The sequence below is a fragment of the Sphingomonas sp. EU05-FHT14C10 genome (assembly GCF_058790595.1).
The window spans coordinates 1-18,134 of sequence record NZ_JBYTEN010000023.1; the positions used below are offsets into that span (position 1 = coordinate 1).

Below are 18,134 nucleotides of genomic sequence, written 5' to 3' on the forward strand. Positions count from 1 at the left end.
GTGGAGAAGAGACACCCCCACCCGGCCTCTCATCTAGCATATACTGAGTGGGAGGCCGGGTGGGGGAGCGGGCCGGCGCCGCGATCAGACAGGTGCCAAGGCTTTAGTCGTCGCTTTCGGCCGGCTTCGACTGGAGCTGGATGTAGTTCTGGATACCCATCTGCTTGATCATGTCGAACTGCTTTTCGAGCATGTCGACATGCTCCTCCTCGCTGTCGAGGATCCGGCGGAACAGGTCGCGGCTGACATAGTCGCGCACCTTCTCGCTATGCTCGATCGCGTCGCGGAGCAGGGGCAGTGCCTCATTCTCGAGCGCGAGATCGGCCTTCAGCACTTCCTCGACCGTTTCGCCGATGCGCAGGCGGCCGAGCATCTGAAAATTGGGCAGGCCTTCGAGGAACAGGATGCGTTCCGCCAGCCAGTCGGCATGCTTCATCTCGTCGATCGATTCATGCCGTTCGAACTCGGCGAGCTTCTGGACGCCCCAATTGTCGAGCAGGCGATAATGGAGCCAATATTGGTTGATCGCCGTCAGCTCATTCTTGAGCGCGTCGTTCAGATAGTCGATGACCTTCGCGTCACCCTTCATTTCATATCTCCTCGTTTGCGCGGCTTATAGCGCCCGAGGGATCGGAAATCATCAAAAAACGGCAGAAATCCGCGCGTTTGGCGCGCTGCGAGCGTCACGCAGTAGCGCGTTCCGCAGCGATGATCTCACGTGCGAACGAGACGCATTGACCGCAGCGCGGGCGGCGACCAAGGCTGGCATAGGCGGAAAGCGGATCGCCGCAGCCCTGACGCGCGGCGTGGCGAACATCCTTCTCGCGAATCGCATTACAAACGCAAACGACCATGCGGTGCGGCTCCTCTTGCGCCGCCGATTTAGGGCTATTGCGAATCTGTTGCAAGAGGTTGCTTGCGCCGGAGCGGCTGAATCTTCATCCGCGCGAGCGACCGCCACAGCCATTCGAAGGGGCCGTAGGCGAATCGATCGAGCCACGGCTTCGACCAGAGCAGGATCAACGCCCACACCACCGCGACGACGATGTAGCATTGCCAGCGCTGCAGATAGCCGTACCAGCCGAAGCCGTAGCCGTTGAAGAATGTCGTGCAGACAAGGCTGGTGCCGAGATAGTTGGAAAAGGCCATGCGCCCCGCCGCTGCGAGGCGATTGGCCAGCCAGCGCGCGCTGCCCGACTGCATGAACAGGATGACCAGCGCGGCCCAGGCAAGCGAGAGGAAAGGGCGCAGGATGCTGAGGTGGACCGCCTCGGTCATCAGCAGCGTGACGGGCGAGAAGCGCGTCGCGTCGATCCACATCACGATCGGCACATAGAGCGGGATGCCGATCGCGAAGGACCAGAAGGCGAGCCGCCGATAGCTGCGCTTCGACCAGAGGCCGCTGAAGAAGCCGAGGCGGTAGAGCGCCATGCCGATCGCCATCAGCGCGAGCGTGTCGGGGATCGAGAAAAGCTCGAGGAAGGTCTGGAAGAAGAAGGCCATCTTCGCGCGCGCGACGAGCGCGTCATGCCAGGACCCGCGATAGGCTTTGAGATCGTCCGCCGCCGTTTCGGGCGGGGGGGCCATTTCGTCGCGATAGGCCTGCCATTCGCGCTTCAATTCCGTGCTGGCACTGGGCACGCTGGCGGCAGCCTCGTAACGCGCGCTGCCGGCATAATGGACGGTGCCGATCACCAGCTTGAGCGCGAGCAGGATGATGCCGATGGCGAGCAGCTTGCGCGGTTCCATGCGCCAGACGAGGAAAGCGACCGCGCCGCACACCGAGTAGAGGACGAGGATGTCGCCGTACCAGATGAAATAGGCGTGGATCATGCCGATCGCGAACAGCGAGATCATGCGCGCATAATGGACGCGCGCCGGGCTCTCGCCCGATCGCAGCGCGCGTTCGGCGATGAGCACGGTCGAGGCGCCGAACATCATCGTGAACAGGCCGCGCATCTTGCCGTCGAACAGAGTATAGGCGACGGTCCACACCGCATGGTTCAGCCCGGTCGCCCCGCCATAATAGTTGGGATCGACATAGGCGTAGCCGGGCATCGCGAAATCGACGATGTTGAGCAGGAGTATGCCCATCACCGCGAAGCCGCGCACGGCATCGAGCGTGGCGATACGGCTGGATTCGCTCATGGCGCGGCCTTCCCGGCAGATGCGAAGTTGACAAAGTTGAGAGGCTGGAGCGTTGCGCCCGGAGCCTTCGGCGTCCGGCTCATCGCGCGTCCTTCCGGATCATGAGCTTCAGCCCCGACCAGATGGCGTCGACCGCGCAGACTTTCACATCGACCAGGTCGCTTGCCGGCAGGATGACGGCGCGGATCACATCCTCGGTGATGTCGGTCGGCACCTTCGATGCCTTTTTGGGCCAGGAAACCCAGATGAAGCCCGTGGGCGCGAGCAGCGGGCGGAGCGCCGCGAGCTTCGCCGCCATGACGGTGCGTTCGATAACGAAGATGTGCGCGGCGTCGATCGGGGGCTGCGGCGCGGGCAGGCGGATCAGGCCGGGCGTGTCGATCTCGGCCGCGACGCTGTCGGGCATCGCATCGAACCAGACGCGCAGGCCGGGCTTAAGCGACAGCTTCTTCGCGAGCGGCGTGCCCGAATAGCCAGCGCTGGTCGCCGCCGTCGCCATGATCGCCCCCGCGTCGCCGATGGTGGATGACTGAAGGGGCGAGAATGACACGGATCGGGGGGTGTAGGAAAGGGCGCGCGAGTCAGGGCGCCGTCGTACCGCGCAAATGCCGCGCCGCGATCAGCGCGATCGGCAGGCCGACGAGGATGCAGTGCGAGAAGAGCGCGTTGCCGATGCCCCAGGCGGTGTGCGGCAGGGGCATGGCGGGCCAGCGCAGCGGCCGGACGATCCAGTACATGATGCCCCAGAGCAGCACGCCATAGGCGAGCCCCGCGACGACGGGATTGCGGAGGAGCGCCGGGATGCGGCGTGCGGCGAGGAAATAGGCGGTCACCATGCACGCCATGATCGCGAAATGGACGAGGAGGCCGGCAAGGCCCCATGCGGGCGTGGCGGGGATGGCGTCGCCGAAGGGGCCGCTCGCGACGAAGCGGAGCACGGCGAGCGGCGTCATGCCGCTCATCCCCGCGAAGACGAAGGCCGAGATGATGTCGAGCGTGCCGGCAATGGTGGTCGCGAGCGCGATGGGCCGGAGCATTGGCTATCCTCCCTGTTTCCTCTGGCCAGTTTCCCTTTGGCCTGTTTCCCTCTGGCGGGGAGGGCGGGATATTAGGCGATTGCCGCGCGCCTCAAAAGTGGGGGAGCTGCCACCCTTGCCAGATGGCGAGCAGGCGGAGCAGGCAGCAGGTCGCGCCGCCGGCGAGCGCCGCCCAGCCGGGGCGGACGCCGAGATAGCGGCCGGCGACGAGAACGGTGGCGCCGGCGATCGCGGCGGTCGCGAGAAAATCGGTGCGGAGAACGGCGGGCACCTGCATCAGCAGCACGTCGCGGATGGCGCCGCCGCCGCAGCCGCCGATCGCCGCCATCAGGATCGCGGCGATCGGTGTGAGTTTGTAGTCGAGCGACTTTTCGGCCGCCGCGACGGCGAGCAGCGAGAGGCCGAGCGCATCGATGACGAGCAGCGGGCCTTCGGGCACGATTTCGACGCGGTGGACGAAGAGAATGGCCAGCAGTGCGCCGGTGAGCGCAACGGTGATCAGCGGCCAGTGGCGCAGCGCCTCGGGCGGGGATTCGCCAACGAGCAGATCGCGGATGATGCCGCCGCCCATCGCCGAGACGAGCGCGATGGCGACGATGCCGAGCAGATCAAGCCCGGCGGCCGCGGCGACCGAGGCACCGTGCACCGCGAGGACGAAGGTGCCCGTCAGGTCGATGGCGGTGAGCAGGCGTATGCGCACGCCGTCGCCGGCGGCGGTCATCGCGGCGCCCCCGCGCCTGTTCTCACCCCGTCCCGCATCGGCTTCCCCTTGCGCCTCCGACCCGAGGCGCAATGATGAAGCGATGCCGGTGCGTTGTAAACGCGGGCGGATCAGGCGAGCGCGGCGTCCTCGCCCATCAGTTTCGGGAAGAAGCCTTCGTGCGCGGCGCGCAGATCGGCGAGGGTCACGGCGTGATCCTGCGTCGGGCGCTCGAAGATCAGGCGGCTGCCGCAGGTGCGGCCCAGCGGCTCGACATCGACCTCGGCCTCGGTTGCGGCGGCGAGAAAGTCGACCAGCGCATGATCGTGGACGGTGACGACATAGACGCCCTGATCCTCGGCGAAGAAAGCGCGCGCGCAGGAGAAGGGCTGGGGCTTGTCGATCAGCGCGCCGATATTGCCGGCCAGCGCCATTTCGGCGAGCGTCACGGCGATGCCGCCGTCGGACACGTCGTGGACGGCCGAAAGCTGACCGGCGTTGATCGCGGCGCGGATCAGTTCGCCTGTCTTGCGTTCGGCGACGAGATCGACGGGCGGGGGCGGGCCTTCCTCGCGGCCATGGACTTCGCGCAGCCAGATCGACTGGCCGAGATGGCCGGTGCGTGTGCCGACGACGAGGATCACGTCGCCGCTGTTCTTGAAGGCGATGGTCGCGGACTTCGACCAGTCGGCCAGCAGTCCGATCGCCCCGATCGCGGGGGTGGGCAGGATCGCACTGCCGCTGCCGTCGTCATTCTTGGTCTCGTTGTAGAGCGAGACGTTGCCCGAGACGATCGGGAAGTCGAGCGCGGCGCAGGCTTCCGCCATGCCTTCGATGCAGCCGACGAACTGGCCCATGATCTCGGGGCGCTGCGGGTTGCCGAAATTCATGCAGTCGGTGGTCGCGAGCGGCCGGGCGCCGACGGCTGACAAGTTGCGATAGGCTTCCGCAATGGCCTGCTTGCCGCCTTCATAGGGGTCGGCGAAGCAATAGCGCGGGGTGCAATCGGTGGTGATCGCCAGCCCCTTCTGCGTGCCGTGGACGCGCACGACCGCAGCGTCGCCGCCCGGGCGCTGGACGGTGTCGGCACCGACCATGTGGTCATATTGTTCCCAGATCCAGCGGCGCGATGCGATATCGGGCGACGCCATCAGCGTCAGCAGGTCACCGGCGATATCGCTGGTCTCGGGCAGATTTTCGAGCGCCGCGGGCCTGGGCGTCGCGACATGGGGGCGATCGTAGAGCGGCGCTTCGTCGGCGAGCGGGCCGAGCGGAATGTCGGCGACGGTCTCGCCCTTCCAGGTCAGCACCATGCGGCCCGTGTCGGTGACATGACCGATCACCGCGAAGTCGAGTTCCCACTTGCGGAAGATCGCCTCGGCGAAGGCCTCGCGGCCGGGCTTCAGCACCATGAGCATGCGCTCCTGGCTTTCGCTCAGCATCATCTCATAGGGCGTCATGCCCTCTTCGCGCTGAGGCACGGCATCCATGTTCAGCTCGATGCCGACGCCGCCCTTCGACGCCATCTCGACGCTGGAGGAGGTGAGGCCGGCGGCGCCCATGTCCTGGATCGCAACGATCGCGTCGGACGCCATGAGCTCGAGGCAGGCCTCGATCAGCAATTTCTCGGTGAAGGGATCGCCGACCTGGACGGTGGGGCGCTTCTCCTCCGAATCCTCGGAGAAGTCGGCGCTCGCCATCGTCGCGCCGTGGATGCCGTCGCGCCCGGTCTTGGAGCCGACATAGACGATCGGATTGCCGACGCCCGAGGCCGCCGAATAGAAGATCTTGTCGGTCTCGGCGACGCCCACGGTCATCGCGTTGACGAGGATGTTGCCGTCATAGGCGGCGTGGAAATTGACCTCGCCGCCGACGGTCGGCACGCCGACGCAATTGCCGTAGCCGCCGATGCCGTGGACCACGCCCGCGATCAGGTGGCGCATCTTGGGATGATCGGGCCGGCCGAAGCGCAGCGCGTTCATGTTGGCGACCGGACGCGCGCCCATCGTGAACACGTCGCGCAGGATGCCGCCCACGCCCGTCGCCGCGCCCTGATAGGGCTCGATATAGGAGGGGTGGTTGTGGCTCTCCATCTTGAAGATCGCCGCCTGCCCATCGCCGATATCGACGACGCCGGCATTCTCGCCGGGGCCGCAAATGACCTGCGGGCCCTTGGTCGGCAGCTTCTTCAGGTGGATGCGCGAGGATTTGTAAGAGCAATGCTCGGACCACATGACCGAGAAGATGCCGAGCTCGGTCAGGTTGGGCTCGCGGCCCATGCTGGCCAGCACGCGCTCATATTCTTCCGGGGACAGGCCGTGTTCGGCGACGATCTGGGGCGTGATCTCGGTCATGCGGGAGCCGGTAGCGTCCTTGCGCGCATATGTCAGCCAGAAAGGCTATACTCTACGCAGACTCATGCGAGGAGAGCGCAGATGACGTCCTTCATCCCGGCCGGCTTCCACAGCATCACTCCCTATATCACCGTCGACGGCGCCGACGCGGCGATCAAATGGTATGGCGAGGCCTTCGGCGCGACCGAAGTGATGCGCATGCCGATGGGCGACAAGATCGGCCATGCCGAGATACTGATCGGCGATTCGCACATCATGCTGTCCGACGAGTGGGAGCATGTCGGCAAGCTGAGCCCCAAGACGCGCGGCGGCGTATCGGTGGCCTTCACGCTTTATCTGGCCGACGTCGACAGCGCCTTCGCAAAAGCCATAGCGGCGGGCGCGACCGAGCTGCGCCCGGTGCAGAACCAGTTCTATGGCGACCGATCGGGCACGCTCATCGATCCGTTCGGCCATGAATGGACGATCGCCACGCATGTCGAGGATGTGTCCGAGGACGAGATGAACCGGCGCATGGCCGAGTTGATGCAGGGGGCGTGAGGGAAAGGGGTTACGCGATCTTGCGGGTGCCCATCAGCAGTTCCTCGACCACCGCCTTGGGGGCGGGGCGGCCGAAGAGGAAGCCCTGGCCGATCGTGCAGCCGTGCGATTTCAGGAAAACGGCCTGGCGGCGCGTCTCGATGCCTTCGGCGACCACGGTCATGCCCAGCGAATGGCCGAGCTTGATGATCGCCGAGACGATCGCCGCGCTGTCGTTGCCGCTGCCCGCCTCGCCGAACAGGTCCATGATGAAGCTGCGGTCGATCTTGAGCGAATCCACCGGAATCTCGCGCAGGTGGCTGAGCGAGGCATAGCCGGTGCCGAAATCGTCGAGCGCGATGCTGAAGCCTTCCTGCTTCAGCTCGAGGATCATCTGGCGGACGAGCGGCGCGGCGCGGCCGACGAACACGTCTTCGTTGACCTCGACGCAGAAGCGGTCGCGCGGGATACCTGCGCCGTCGGCATGGTCGATCAATCGCTGGATGAAGTCGCGGTTGCGGAACTCGGCGGTCGAGGCGTTGATCGACATGACGCCGAAATCGATGCCGCGCGCGCGCCAGTCGGCCATGTCGCGCACGATCATGTTGAGCATCTCGATCCCGATCGCCTCGGCGACCTCGAAATCATGAAACGCCTCGTAGATGCTGCCGGGCAGGCAGATCGCGCCATTGCGGTCGCGGCGGCGGAGGAGAGCTTCGAAGCCGATGATCTCGCCGGTCTCGAGCGAATATTCGGGCTGGTAGTAAGGCAGAAGCCGGCCGTTCTCGACCGCCTCGCGACCGAGGTTGATCATCGCGACGCGGCGCTGCATCGCATTCTTCATCCGCGGTTCGAACGCCATGTAGCGGCCGCGGCCGGTGTTCTTGGCTTCGTAGAGCGCGATGTCGGCGTGCTTGAACAGTTCGGACGCATTGGCGGCCTGGGTCGGGTAGATCGCCCAGCCGGCGCTGGCGCGGCAGTCGAAATCGCGGCCGTCGAACTTGATGGGGGTTTTGAGCTCGGCGAAGATCGCCTCGATCAGATCCTCCATCACCTTCGGATTTTCGAGATTGGGCAGCAGGATGGCGAATTCGTCGCCGCCCAGCCGCGCGATTGTCGCCTCGACGAAGATGCTGCTCTGGAGCACTTTGGAGAACTGGACGAGCAGCTTGTCGCCGGCGTCGTGGCCGAACAGGTCGTTGACGTCCTTGAAGTGATCGAGGTCGAGCACCATCAGGCCGACGCGCGTCATATCCTGCGCGGCGCGGGCGATCGTCTCGTCGAGCCGGCGGTTGAACAGCGCGCGGTTGGGCAACGCGGTCAGCGAGTCATGATCCGCAGCCCAGCGCGTCTCCATTTCGGCGAGGACGGTTTCGTGGATATCCTCGGTATAGCCGTACCACTGAACGACATTGCCTTCCTCGTTGCGCAGCGGGAAGCACTGCGACCGCATCCAGCGATATTCCTGGTTGGCGACCTTGAAGCGGAGGCGGATGTCCATCGCCTCGTTGGTCATCATCGCGCGGCCGACGGCGGCCTGCATCTTTTCCAGATCGTCGGGGTGAACGACCTTCATCCAGCCGAGGAATCCGAGCGCTTCCTCTTCCTTCAGCCCGACGAGCTTCAGATAGCGATCGGTGACGGCGATGACGCCCTTGTCCTGCTCGGCGAGCCAGGGAAGCTGGGGATTGAGATCGACCGTCTGCCACAAATGCTTGTTGCGGCGGCGGAGCTGCGCCATCTCCTCGCGTTCGGCGGTGCGATCGGCGAGGGTGAAGAGCAGGACGGGCGCGCCATCCTCGTCGCTGAGCGTGACGCCGACATCGGTGTGCGCCAGCGTGTCGCCGACCAGCCAGCTCATGTCGAGGCGGCCGGGCTCGCCCGCCAGCGCGCGGCGGACGGCGGTGATCAGCTTGGAGCGCGATTCGGGATCGGCGCGGCGGAGCAGCGCATGCGGCCTGACGCCATCGGCGATCTCGATCATGCCCGAGGCGACCTGATCGAGGCTGACCGGCGCGTGGATGCCGCTGACCCGGCACAGCCCCACCCCGGCGAGACGGAAGGCCGACGCAAGCAGCGCCGGCGGCGTCTGGCCGCTGTCATCTCCGGCTGAGCCGGGAAGGAGGGAGGTTAGCTCGGTCAAGTTGCGCTCGCGGAACCGGACTAGCCGACAAGGCTTAAAGGAGACTTACCGACGAGGGCGAGACAATGGAAAAAAAGGAAAATTGCGGGATAGAGCGGAGAACGGATCGTTAACCCCGTCTACGTAGACTGGCCCGATCATCAGCCTTCAGGAGGGTGCCGCGCCATGCCCGCGCGTGCGACCGTACCATCGATCCGTTCCGCCGAAGATGCCCGCGCACGGCTGCGCGCGACGGTGCTGACCGCGCCGCAGCTCGAACCGCTGGTCGAGGCCTTTGCCGGCGCGCTCGCGGCCGACGGAATCGAAGGCCATATCTGCGCGCGAATCGGGGGCGCAACGATCGAGGCAATTTTCGGCGATTCGCCCGAATTGGTGAATCGCGCCGACGGTCATGACGTCTATCGCGGAGAGGGGGGCGTCGTGCTTCGGCTCGCGCGCCGGCCCGGGCCGGAAGCGGCGGCGCGCGTGCGCGGCTATGCCGTGCTTTATGTCGCGCGCGGGCTCGAGCTTGCCCGGCGCGCCGAGGAGGTTGCCGGGGCGTCGGGGCTAAGTGTCTATGACCGTTTCATTTTGGGACGGATTCTGGTCGGCGACCGGATCGTCGACATCGCCGCGAAGCTCGATCGCAGCGTCGCTTCGGTACGCGAAAGCGTCGCGCTGGCGAGCGTCGCGCTGGGTGCCAAATCTCCCCAGGAAGCCGTAGCGACAGCCGCGCGGCGCGGTCTGCTGCTTAGCACGATTCCTGATTTTGATGCTTTATCCTACGGCAAAATAGACTATTATTCCTGAGTGGGTCGCTCATGCGGTCGCTTGGGGGTGTTGGTTGTGCTGCATCTGGTGACCGAGAAGAATCGGGGGTTGTACGAGCGCGAGCTCGAAGACCTCGCGCGCAGGCGCAAGGCGGTGTTCGTCGACGAACTGGGCTGGCAGCTCAACGTCACGCCCGACGGCCGCGAATATGACCAATATGATGACGAGAAGGCGATCTACGGGATCGGCTTCGACATGCATGGGCGCGTCACCATGGCCGGGCGTTATCGCCCGACGACTGACCATTCGATGCTCGTCGACGTCTTCCCCAATGCCGTCGCAGAGGGCGTGGAAGGGCTGAACGGCGAGAAGACGTGGGAGTTCAGCCGCGGCTTCTGCCTGGAAACCGGCGGCAAGCCGCATAACCAGCGGCGGCGCGCGATGCTGATGCTCACCCCGCTCGAAGTCGCGCTGGCGCATGGCGTGACCAGCTATATCGCCTTTTCCGAGGTCCGCCTGCTGCCGCTGTTCATGAACATGGGCTGGCGGGTGACGCTGCTCGGCGATCCGGTTTCCTATGGTGAAGGCGAAGGCGTGGCCTATCGCGTCGAGGTGTCCGAGGATGCGGTCCGTGAGATGCGCGAGGCCTATGGCCTGCCATCGCCCGCGCATATCTGCCTCGACGTCATTCCCGGCGACACGCGCAGCGTCCACGAGCGCGCGCTGGAGATTGCCGAGATGTCGCCCGCCTATGCCGGGCTGATGCCGCAGACGGGCGACAAGCCCTACAAGCCCCGCCCCCTGGTGCGCGGCGTAGACGCCTCGCGCCTGCGCCGCCGTGCCGCCGCCTGGGCGCGGCAGAACCAGCATGTCGCGAATGGCTGAGGGCGGCGCGAGCGTTTGACGCGCCGGGCTCCCGGCGCGGATATCCGCCGTGCGTTACCAAGCAAAAGGGCCGGTCGGATCGCTCCGCCGGCCCCTCATGTCATGAAAGATTGAGATTTAGCGCTTGCAGCTCTGTGCGGCGCCGCCCTTGACGGCGATCTCGACGGCCTTGCCGCTGCCCGAGATCGACCAGCCATTGCCGGTCATCTTGCCGCCTTCGGCTTCCGCGACGACGTGCGTCGGCGTGTCCGAACGCTGCAGGCGCAGGTTGGCCGACTTCGCATCCGACAGGAAGTCGACATAGACAACGCTGTTGTCCTTGCAGCGATAGCTGACGCTTTCCTTGACCGACGGCGGAAGCTCGACCGGCGCGGCGTTGGCGAGCTGGTTGGCCATCGGATCGGGGTTGGTGTCGATCACCTCGGGCTTGGAGCTGCCGCTGTCGCAGGCCGAGAGGGCGAGAAGCGCCGCGATGGCGGCGACGGGAAGGGGGAGGCTTTTCATGGCGAGTGAAGCCTTTCGCGAGTGCAGCAAGATCAGTCAATAGGTGTAGAGCGTCAATGTGACAAAAAATGCGTCATGGCCGCAACGACCGCACCGGCGGCGTGGATGATAGCGGTAGTCCAAAGCCCTGGTTTTGCGCCCGGAGGAGAAGCCCGCTTGCCGCTGCGCCGCGCCCTCGGCTATCCGATGCGTCATGGCACTTCCCGACACGCTCGCGCTTATCGGCAATACGCCGCTCGTCCGCCTCAAGGGACCGAGCGAGGCGACTGGCTGCGACATCTTCGCCAAGTGCGAATATGCCAATCCCGGTGCGTCGGTGAAGGATCGCGCGGCGCTCTACATCATCGAGGACGCCGAGGCGCGGGGCGTGTTGCGGCCGGGCGGGACGATCGTCGAAGGGACGGCGGGCAATACCGGCATCGGCCTTGCGCTCGTCGGCAATGCCAAGGGCTACAGGACCATCATCGTGATGCCCGAGACGCAGAGCCGCGAGAAGATGGACACGCTGCGCGCGCTGGGCGCCGAACTGGTGCTGGTGCCGGCCGCGCCTTATTCGAACCCCGGCCATTTCGTGCATACGTCGCGCCGCATCGCCGAGGAAACGCCCAATGCGCTGTGGGCCAACCAGTTCGACAATATCGCCAATCGTCGCGCACACATCCAGGGCACCGCCGAGGAGATATGGGCGCAGATGGAAGGGCGGATCGACGGCTTCACCTGTGCGGCGGGCACGGGCGGGACGATCGCCGGGGTCGGGCTGGGGCTGAAGGCCAAGGATCCCGACGTGACGATCGCGCTCACCGACCCCGATGGCGCGGCGCTCTACAGCTATTATGCGTGCGGCGAACTCAAATCCGAGGGCAGCTCGGTCGCCGAGGGAATCGGACAGGGGCGGATCACCGCCAATCTGGAAGGCGCGCCGATCGACACGCAGTTCCGCATTTCGGACGCCGAGGGACTGGCGCAGGTCTTCGCGCTGCTGCGCGACGAGGGGCTGTGCGTCGGGCTTTCGAGCGGGATCAACGTCGCCGGCGCCATGGCGCTGGCGCGCCGGCTGGGGCCGGGCAAGCGGATCGCGACGATCCTGTGCGATACAGGTTTCCGTTATCTGTCAACGCTTTACAATCGGGATTGGCTGCTATCCAAGGGGCTGGCGGTGCCGGCATGGCTCGAGGCCAACTGAGCCTATTCGACAGGTCCGTCCGAAGCGGATAGACTGAAGCCAATGTCGCCAAGTGAAAAACAGATGCGGATGCAGCGGATCCGCGTCGGCCTGACCGGGCTGGCGGGTGTCTTCGTAGTCGCTGCGGCCGCTACGGCGATCTTCGCCAATGCCAGCGACGAACCCAAGGTGACGCCGGGCGCATACCCGACCGACGCCGCCAGTTCCGCGCAGGACACGGTTTCCGGCAACGGCAGCAAGCCCGCGACCGAGCCGCTTGCCGAGATAGGCGTTGCGCCCGGTGCAGCCGATGCCGCCAAGGCCGCCGAGGCGACCAACAGCGACAGCAAGCTGACGCCGCCCGCCAACGCGCCGTCGCGCTGATCGGCGCTTCGGCAATGCATCGCACGTCCTTGCCTTCGCCTCGCCCCGCAAGGGAATCGGACCGCCGCCGCCTGGCTGCGCGCGAGTCGCTTCGCATCCGACTGAGCTTTCGAGTCCAAGTTGCTGGAACCATGCCCGTTTTTGCGCGGAACATCCCGGGAACAGAAAAAATAGCGCCCAAAAAAACCTATGTGAAACAGGGGGTTGATCCGGGTTTCCCGTAAAATCCCTAGATTTCCCGCAAAATCCCGTTGTTTCACCGCCCCGGCCCGAGTATTCTCCGGGCAAGGGCGGGGCTTTCCCCATGTCGAAAGACTGAATCGCGATGCCGGTGAGGGCCGGTTTCGCGAGACGGGGTCTTTTTGCCGCCGCCCTTGAGGGCAGGGCGTGATCGAAAGACAGGAATTTTCCGGTATCTACGTCACCGGGGTGGACGCGAAGGGTCGCGCCGCCATTCCTGCCGCCCTGCGTTCCACACTCGAAGTCAACGGAGCCGCCTCGCGCGTCGTGATCGCCCTTCACGACCGCTCGCCCTGCCTCGTCGGCTTCGATCCCGCCCTGCTGTCGAGCCGCGCGACCAAGCTGACCGCCCAGGCCGATCTGCGCACCAATGCCGGCGAGGAGGTGGACTTCAACCGCGCGCGCCTGTCGATCGGCCTCACCGAGACGGCAAGCTACGACGCCAGCGGCCGCTTCGTCCTTCCCGCCTTCTTCGCGATGAAGGCGAAGATCGAGAAGGGCGCTGCCCTGTTCATGGGCTCCAACGAATTTTTCGAGATCTGGAACCTCGACGTGCTCGACGCCGATCCTGACGTCGCGCCGCAGATCAAGGAATATGCGCGCTTCCGCCGTGCCGAATGGACCGCCAAATGACCGAGGCGATCCACATCCCCGTCATGGCCGACGAAGTCGTCGCGGCGGTGCGGCCTGCGCCGGGTCGCCATGTGCTCGACGGCACGTTCGGCGGCGGCGGCTATGCGGCGCTCTTTCTTGCCGCCGGTGCTAGGGTCACGGCCTTCGACCGCGATCCCGATGCGATCGCCGCCGGGCAGGCGCTGGTCGAGCGCTGGGACGGCGCGCTGACGCTGGTGCATGACGCCTTCTCCAATATGGGCGAGGCGGTCGCGGCGGGATCGGTCGATGCCGTCGATCTCGATATCGGCGTGTCGTCGCGTCATCTCGATGTCGCCGAGCGCGGCTTCTCGATCCAGCAGGATGGTCCGCTCGACATGCGCATGGCGCGGTCGGGCGAAAGCGCGGCCGACTTCCTCAACACCGCCGACGAAGCCGAGATCGCCGACGTGATCTATCGCTATGGCGAGGAGCATCGCTCGCGCCGGATCGCGCGTGCCATCGTCGCCGCGCGCCCGTTGACGCGCACGCACGAGCTGGCTGCCGTAGTGCGCAAGGCGACCAACCATAATCCGGGGACGAAGAAAGACCCGGCCGTCCAGGTGTTCCAGGCGATCCGCATCCATGTGAATCGCGAACTGGGCGAGCTGGAGGACGGGCTGGCTGCCGCCGAGCGTGTGCTGAAGCCCGGCGGCACGCTGGCCGTCGTCACTTTCCACAGCCTCGAGGACCGGATCGTGAAGAGCTTCCTGCGCGAGCGCAGCGGGGCGACGCCCGCCGGTTCGCGCCATCTGCCGGTCGTCGCCAGCGGCCCAGCCCTGACTTTCGACAAGGTGGCCAAGCCGCAGCGCCCGAGCGCGGCCGAAGTCGCCCGCAACCCGCGCGCCCGTTCGGCGACGCTTCGCGTGGCCGAACGCACGGCCGCGCCTGCCAGATTTATGAGTGGAGAAGCCCGATGATCGCACACCGTCTCCGACCGCTTGGCTGGATCGCGGCCGTCACCATCGCCGCCCTGTGCTTCTACCTCATCTCGTCGCGCGTCGCGGTCGAGCGCGGCCGGCTTGAGACGGCCAACCGCCAGATCCTGCAGGTGTCGCGCGACATCCGCCGGCTCCAGACCGAGCTGGCCGCGCGCGGCAGCATGCGCCAGCTCGAGCGCTGGAACGGCGAAGTACTCGCGCTCTCGGCGCCCAACGCCGATCAGTATCGCAACGAAGTCCAGCTCGCCTCGCTCCAGCTCGCGCCGTCGGCGACCAAGGCCGAGACGGTCACGGTCGCGCTGGTCAGCGCGGAACCGGCGGTCCGCGACGCGATGCCCGTCGTCGAGCGCGCGGTCGAGACGCGCAAGGGCCTCGACAACGGGCCGGTCGATCCGGCGGGCGGGCGCAAGGCGCTGCTCCACACCGTTTCGCAGGTGCGCGTGGCGAAGGCCGATCCGGCGCCGGCGCAGCCCGTCGCCCGGCTCCAGCGCGTGGCGATGCTCGATGCCGGGACGCTGGGCGACATCGATCGCCGCGCGGCGCGCGAAGCGCGGGAGACCGGCGGCCGGTGACCACGCTCGTCGCCTCGCCCCGGCGTGTCCGCGAAGGCCGTCAGCGTCACGCCAGCGTGGCGCTGTCGCATTTCCGGCTGGTGCTGCTCATGCTGCTGTTCATCGGCGGCACGGCGGCGGTCGCGACGCGCCTGGCCTGGCTGTCGATCTTCAGCGACAGCGGGCGCGGCCGTGCATCGGCCGGATCGCTGATCCCGCCGCGCGGCGACATCTTCGATCGTAATGGCGTGCCGCTGGCGCGCACCATCGACGCCTGGTCGGTCGGCGTGCATCCCGGCAAGATCATCGGCGACAAGCAGGCGCTGGCCGAGCAACTCGCCCTGCTGATGCCCGAGCGCGATGCGCAGACCTATTATCGCATCCTGACGTCGAAGATGAACTTCACCTATCTGCGCCGCCGGGCGATGCCCGAGCTGGTCGCGCAGGTGAATGCCCTCGGCGAGCCGGGCATGGCCTTCGCCCGCGAGCCCGAGCGCGTCTATCCGCAGGCGACGCTCGCCGCGCACGTGCTGGGCTATAACGATATCGACGGGCACGGCGCGCAGGGGATGGAGCGCGCGCTCGATGCGCAGCTCATCAATCCCGCGACGCGCGGTAAGGGCGCCTATCTGTCGATCGACACGCGCGTGCAGGCCGCGATGGAAAGCGAGCTCTATGCCGCGATGGTCAAGTTCAGCGCGATCGGCGCGACCGGCATCGTGCTCGACGTCCATACCGGCGAGATCGTCGCGATGGCATCGCTGCCGGTGTTCAACCCCAACAAGGTCGGCGCCTCGCCCGACGACGCCCGCCGCAACGGCGTGACGCAGAGCGTCTATGAACTGGGATCGACCTTCAAGCCGCTGACCGTGGCCGCGGGCATGGACGCGGGCGTCATCCGGTCGATGAGCCAGCGTTACGACGTGTCGGCGCCGCTGCAGGTCGGCGGCTTCCGCATCCATGACGATCATCCAGGGCACGGTTCCTTCACCATCCCCGAGATCCTCGTCCACTCATCGAACATCGGCACCGCGCGGATTGCCGACGATATGGGCCAGGCGCTGATGGAAAAGACCTTCCGCGCGCTGGGCTTCTATGGCGCGCCCGATATCGAGCTGCGCGAGAAGGGCGCGTCGATCACCCCGCGCTTCTGGGCGCGGACCACGGTGATGACGACGGCCTATGGCCATGGCATCGCGATCACCCCGCTCCAGCTCGCCAACGCTTATGCGACGCTCGTCAATGGTGGTATCTGGCGGCCGACGACGCTGATGAAGCGCGCGCCGGGGCAGGTGCCCGAGGGGCGGCGCGTCTTCTCCGAGACGACCAGCTTCCGCATGCGCCAGCTGCTCCGCCTGATCGTGCAGGACGGCACCGGCCGCAAGGGCGACGCCCCCGGCTTCCGCGTCGGCGGCAAGACGGGCACGGGCGAGAAGCCCAATGGCCGAGGCTATGACAAGCACGCCAACGTATCGACCTTCGCCGCCGCCTTCCCGATGGACGCGCCGCGTTATGTCGTCGTCGCCATGCTCGATTCGCCCAAGGGCACGGCCGATACGTTCGGCTTCACCACGGCCGCATGGACGGCCGCGCCGGTCGTCAAGCGGGTGATCGAGCGCACAGGGCCGATGCTGGGGGTGATCCCTGACGCCAACCGCGATATCGACACGGCCGAGTTGAACACCATGGTCGCGAGCAAAGAGGAGAATTGAGGTCGTGAAGCTGGGCGCGCTGATCGGCGGAGAGAGCGGGCCTGAGGTGACGGGTTTCGCCATCGACCACAGGAAGGTCGCGCCGGGGACGATCTTCGGCGCCTTCCGTGGCGAGCGCTTCAACGGCGAGGATTTCATCCCGGCGGCGGTGGCGGCCGGGGCGGTTGCGGTCGTCGCGCGGCCCGAGGCCACGGTCGAAGGCGCGGTGCATATCAAGGCGTGGGAGCCGCGCCGCGACTTCGCCGTGCTGGCGGCGAAATATTTCGCGCCCTTCCCGGAAACCGTCGTCGCGGTGACGGGCACCAACGGCAAGACCTCGACCGTCGAAATGACGCGCCAGCTGTGGCGGATGCAGGGACATCATGCCGCCTCGATCGGGACGCTGGGGGTGACGACCGCGCTCGATCAGGTGACGACGGGGCTGACCACGCCCGATATCGTGACTTTCCTGTCGAACGTCGCCGGGCTGGCGCGCGAAGGCGTGACGCATCTGGCGTTCGAGGCGTCGAGCCACGGACTGCACCAGTATCGCACCGAAGGGCTGCCGGTGCGGGCCGGCGCTTTCACCAACCTGTCGCGCGACCACCTGGATTATCACGGGGATATGGCCGCCTACCTTACCGCGAAGCTGCGGCTGTTCGCCGAAGTGGTGGACGGCGACGGCGCGGCGGTGATCTGGGCCGACGACCCCGAATCGGCGCGCGTAATCGATCTGGCTCGTGAGCGGGGGCTCCGACTGCTGCGCGTGGGCGAGATGGGCGAGGAGCTTCGGCTGCTCGACCGCTCGCCCACCCAGTTGGGGCAGGTGCTGACGGTCGAGATCGAAGGCAGGCAGCATAAGGTGACGCTGCCGATGATCGGCGCCTATCAGGCGGCCAATGCGCTGACCGCCGCCGGGCTGGTGATCGCGACGGGGGGCGACGTGAAGACGACGCTCGACCTGATGGCGCGCCTTCAACCGGTGCGCGGGCGGCTGGAGCGTGCGGTGATCACGCCCGCGGGCGCGCCCGTCTATGTCGATTATGCCCATACCGCCGATGCGCTCGATGCCGCGATCGTGGCGCTGAAGCCGCACGCCAGGGGGCGTCTGATCCTCGTCTTCGGCGCGGGCGGCGACCGCGACAAGGGCAAGCGCGAGCTGATGGGGCAGGTGGCGGCGCGGCTGGCCGACGTCGCGATCGTCACCGACGACAATCCGCGCACCGAAGATCCGGCAGCGATCCGCCGCGACGTGCTGAAAGGCGCGCCCGAGGCGACCGAGATCGGCGATCGGCGCGAGGCGATCGCCGCCGCCGTGGCGCAGGCCGGGCCCGACGACATCGTGCTGATCGCGGGCAAGGGCCATGAACAGGGCCAGTTGGTCGGCGACCGGGTTTTGCCCTTCGACGACGTCGCCGTCGCGCGCGAGGTGGCGGCATGAGGCAGATTACCGCCATCCGTTCGTGTCGAGCGC

At 66.6% G+C, this 18,134-nt stretch carries 19 protein-coding genes; 10 read left to right on the top strand and 9 right to left on the bottom strand.

All coding sequences use genetic code 11. The features are described 5' to 3' along the window. Positions 1 to 103: 103 nt before the first annotated feature. From bfr to purL, 7 genes are all read right to left on the bottom strand, one after another. Positions 104 to 589 (bottom strand): bacterioferritin, encoded by a 486-nt coding sequence (gene bfr / locus AC3WT0_RS17130; RefSeq protein ID WP_492754650.1) that lies wholly within the window; start codon positions 587 to 589, stop codon positions 104 to 106. A gap of 94 nt (positions 590 to 683) precedes the next feature. Then, complete coding sequence (locus tag AC3WT0_RS17135; RefSeq protein ID WP_492754651.1) at positions 684 to 854, bottom strand: (2Fe-2S)-binding protein; 171 nt, start codon at positions 852 to 854, stop codon at positions 684 to 686. A gap of 34 nt (positions 855 to 888) precedes the next feature. Continuing rightward, positions 889 to 2,148 carry a DUF418 domain-containing protein gene (locus AC3WT0_RS17140; RefSeq protein ID WP_492754652.1) on the bottom strand — a complete coding sequence of 420 codons (1,260 nt, stop codon included), beginning with the start codon at positions 2,146 to 2,148 and terminating at the stop codon, positions 889 to 891. 79 nt (positions 2,149 to 2,227) lie between these two features. Continuing rightward, positions 2,228 to 2,647 (bottom strand): hypothetical protein, encoded by a 420-nt coding sequence (locus AC3WT0_RS17145; protein ID WP_492754653.1) that lies wholly within the window; start codon positions 2,645 to 2,647, stop codon positions 2,228 to 2,230. Between the two features lie 82 nt (positions 2,648 to 2,729). After that, the gene (locus tag AC3WT0_RS17150) at positions 2,730 to 3,185 is read right to left on the bottom strand and encodes a hypothetical protein (protein ID WP_492754654.1); all 456 of its coding nucleotides are present in this window, start codon (positions 3,183 to 3,185) and stop codon (positions 2,730 to 2,732) included. 91 nt (positions 3,186 to 3,276) lie between these two features. After that, entirely contained in the window at positions 3,277 to 3,906 is a 630-nt protein-coding gene (locus AC3WT0_RS17155; protein WP_492754655.1) for a trimeric intracellular cation channel family protein, read from the bottom strand. 110 nt (positions 3,907 to 4,016) lie between these two features. After that, a complete protein-coding gene (gene purL, locus AC3WT0_RS17160; RefSeq protein WP_492754656.1) occupies positions 4,017 to 6,239 on the bottom strand; it encodes a phosphoribosylformylglycinamidine synthase subunit PurL in 2,223 nt (740 codons plus the stop codon). A gap of 81 nt (positions 6,240 to 6,320) precedes the next feature. Between purL and AC3WT0_RS17165 the strand changes: the two genes are divergently transcribed. Continuing rightward, on the top strand, positions 6,321 to 6,779 hold the full coding sequence (locus tag AC3WT0_RS17165) for a VOC family protein (RefSeq protein WP_492754657.1): 459 nt from the start codon (positions 6,321 to 6,323) through the stop codon (positions 6,777 to 6,779). A 10-nt stretch (positions 6,780 to 6,789) separates the two neighbouring features. On the opposite strand, the gene AC3WT0_RS17170 is transcribed toward AC3WT0_RS17165, so the two are convergent. Further along, the gene (locus AC3WT0_RS17170) at positions 6,790 to 8,901 is read right to left on the bottom strand and encodes a putative bifunctional diguanylate cyclase/phosphodiesterase (RefSeq protein WP_492754658.1); all 2,112 of its coding nucleotides are present in this window, start codon (positions 8,899 to 8,901) and stop codon (positions 6,790 to 6,792) included. Positions 8,902 to 9,066: 165 nt separating this feature from the next. Here AC3WT0_RS17170 and AC3WT0_RS17175 point away from each other — a divergent pair, with 165 nt between their 5' ends. Beyond that, positions 9,067 to 9,690, top strand: a complete 624-nt coding sequence (locus tag AC3WT0_RS17175; RefSeq protein ID WP_492754659.1) for a hypothetical protein — start codon at positions 9,067 to 9,069, stop codon at positions 9,688 to 9,690. A gap of 36 nt (positions 9,691 to 9,726) precedes the next feature. Continuing rightward, positions 9,727 to 10,536 (top strand): acyl-homoserine-lactone synthase, encoded by an 810-nt coding sequence (locus AC3WT0_RS17180; RefSeq protein ID WP_492754704.1) that lies wholly within the window; start codon positions 9,727 to 9,729, stop codon positions 10,534 to 10,536. A 117-nt stretch (positions 10,537 to 10,653) separates the two neighbouring features. Here AC3WT0_RS17180 and AC3WT0_RS17185 read toward each other — a convergent pair whose 3' ends face one another. After that, entirely contained in the window at positions 10,654 to 11,040 is a 387-nt protein-coding gene (locus AC3WT0_RS17185; RefSeq protein WP_492754660.1) for a hypothetical protein, read from the bottom strand. A gap of 193 nt (positions 11,041 to 11,233) precedes the next feature. Here AC3WT0_RS17185 and AC3WT0_RS17190 point away from each other — a divergent pair, with 193 nt between their 5' ends. The 7 genes from AC3WT0_RS17190 to AC3WT0_RS17220 all read left to right on the top strand — a co-directional run bounded on the left by AC3WT0_RS17190 (position 11,234) and on the right by AC3WT0_RS17220 (position 18,101). After that, entirely contained in the window at positions 11,234 to 12,223 is a 990-nt protein-coding gene (locus AC3WT0_RS17190; protein WP_492754661.1) for a cysteine synthase A, read from the top strand. Between the two features lie 69 nt (positions 12,224 to 12,292). Continuing rightward, the gene (locus AC3WT0_RS17195) at positions 12,293 to 12,586 is read left to right on the top strand and encodes a hypothetical protein (RefSeq protein ID WP_492754662.1); all 294 of its coding nucleotides are present in this window, start codon (positions 12,293 to 12,295) and stop codon (positions 12,584 to 12,586) included. Between the two features lie 387 nt (positions 12,587 to 12,973). Then, a complete protein-coding gene (locus AC3WT0_RS17200; RefSeq protein WP_492754663.1) occupies positions 12,974 to 13,459 on the top strand; it encodes a division/cell wall cluster transcriptional repressor MraZ in 486 nt (161 codons plus the stop codon). Next, positions 13,456 to 14,397, top strand: coding sequence for a 16S rRNA (cytosine(1402)-N(4))-methyltransferase RsmH (gene rsmH / locus AC3WT0_RS17205; protein WP_492754664.1), 942 nt, complete (start codon positions 13,456 to 13,458; stop codon positions 14,395 to 14,397). The genes AC3WT0_RS17200 and rsmH overlap by 4 nt, the downstream gene beginning before the upstream one ends. Beyond that, the gene (locus AC3WT0_RS17210) at positions 14,394 to 14,990 is read left to right on the top strand and encodes a hypothetical protein (protein ID WP_492754665.1); all 597 of its coding nucleotides are present in this window, start codon (positions 14,394 to 14,396) and stop codon (positions 14,988 to 14,990) included. Before rsmH ends, AC3WT0_RS17210 begins: the two co-directional genes overlap by 4 nt. Further along, positions 14,987 to 16,681 carry a peptidoglycan D,D-transpeptidase FtsI family protein gene (locus tag AC3WT0_RS17215; protein ID WP_492754666.1) on the top strand — a complete coding sequence of 565 codons (1,695 nt, stop codon included), beginning with the start codon at positions 14,987 to 14,989 and terminating at the stop codon, positions 16,679 to 16,681. Before AC3WT0_RS17210 ends, AC3WT0_RS17215 begins: the two co-directional genes overlap by 4 nt. 4 nt (positions 16,682 to 16,685) lie before the next feature. Then, positions 16,686 to 18,101: a UDP-N-acetylmuramoyl-L-alanyl-D-glutamate--2,6-diaminopimelate ligase gene (locus tag AC3WT0_RS17220; protein ID WP_492754667.1), complete on the top strand. Its 1,416-nt coding sequence runs from the start codon at positions 16,686 to 16,688 to the stop codon at positions 18,099 to 18,101. Positions 18,102 to 18,134: the final 33 nt, after the last annotated feature.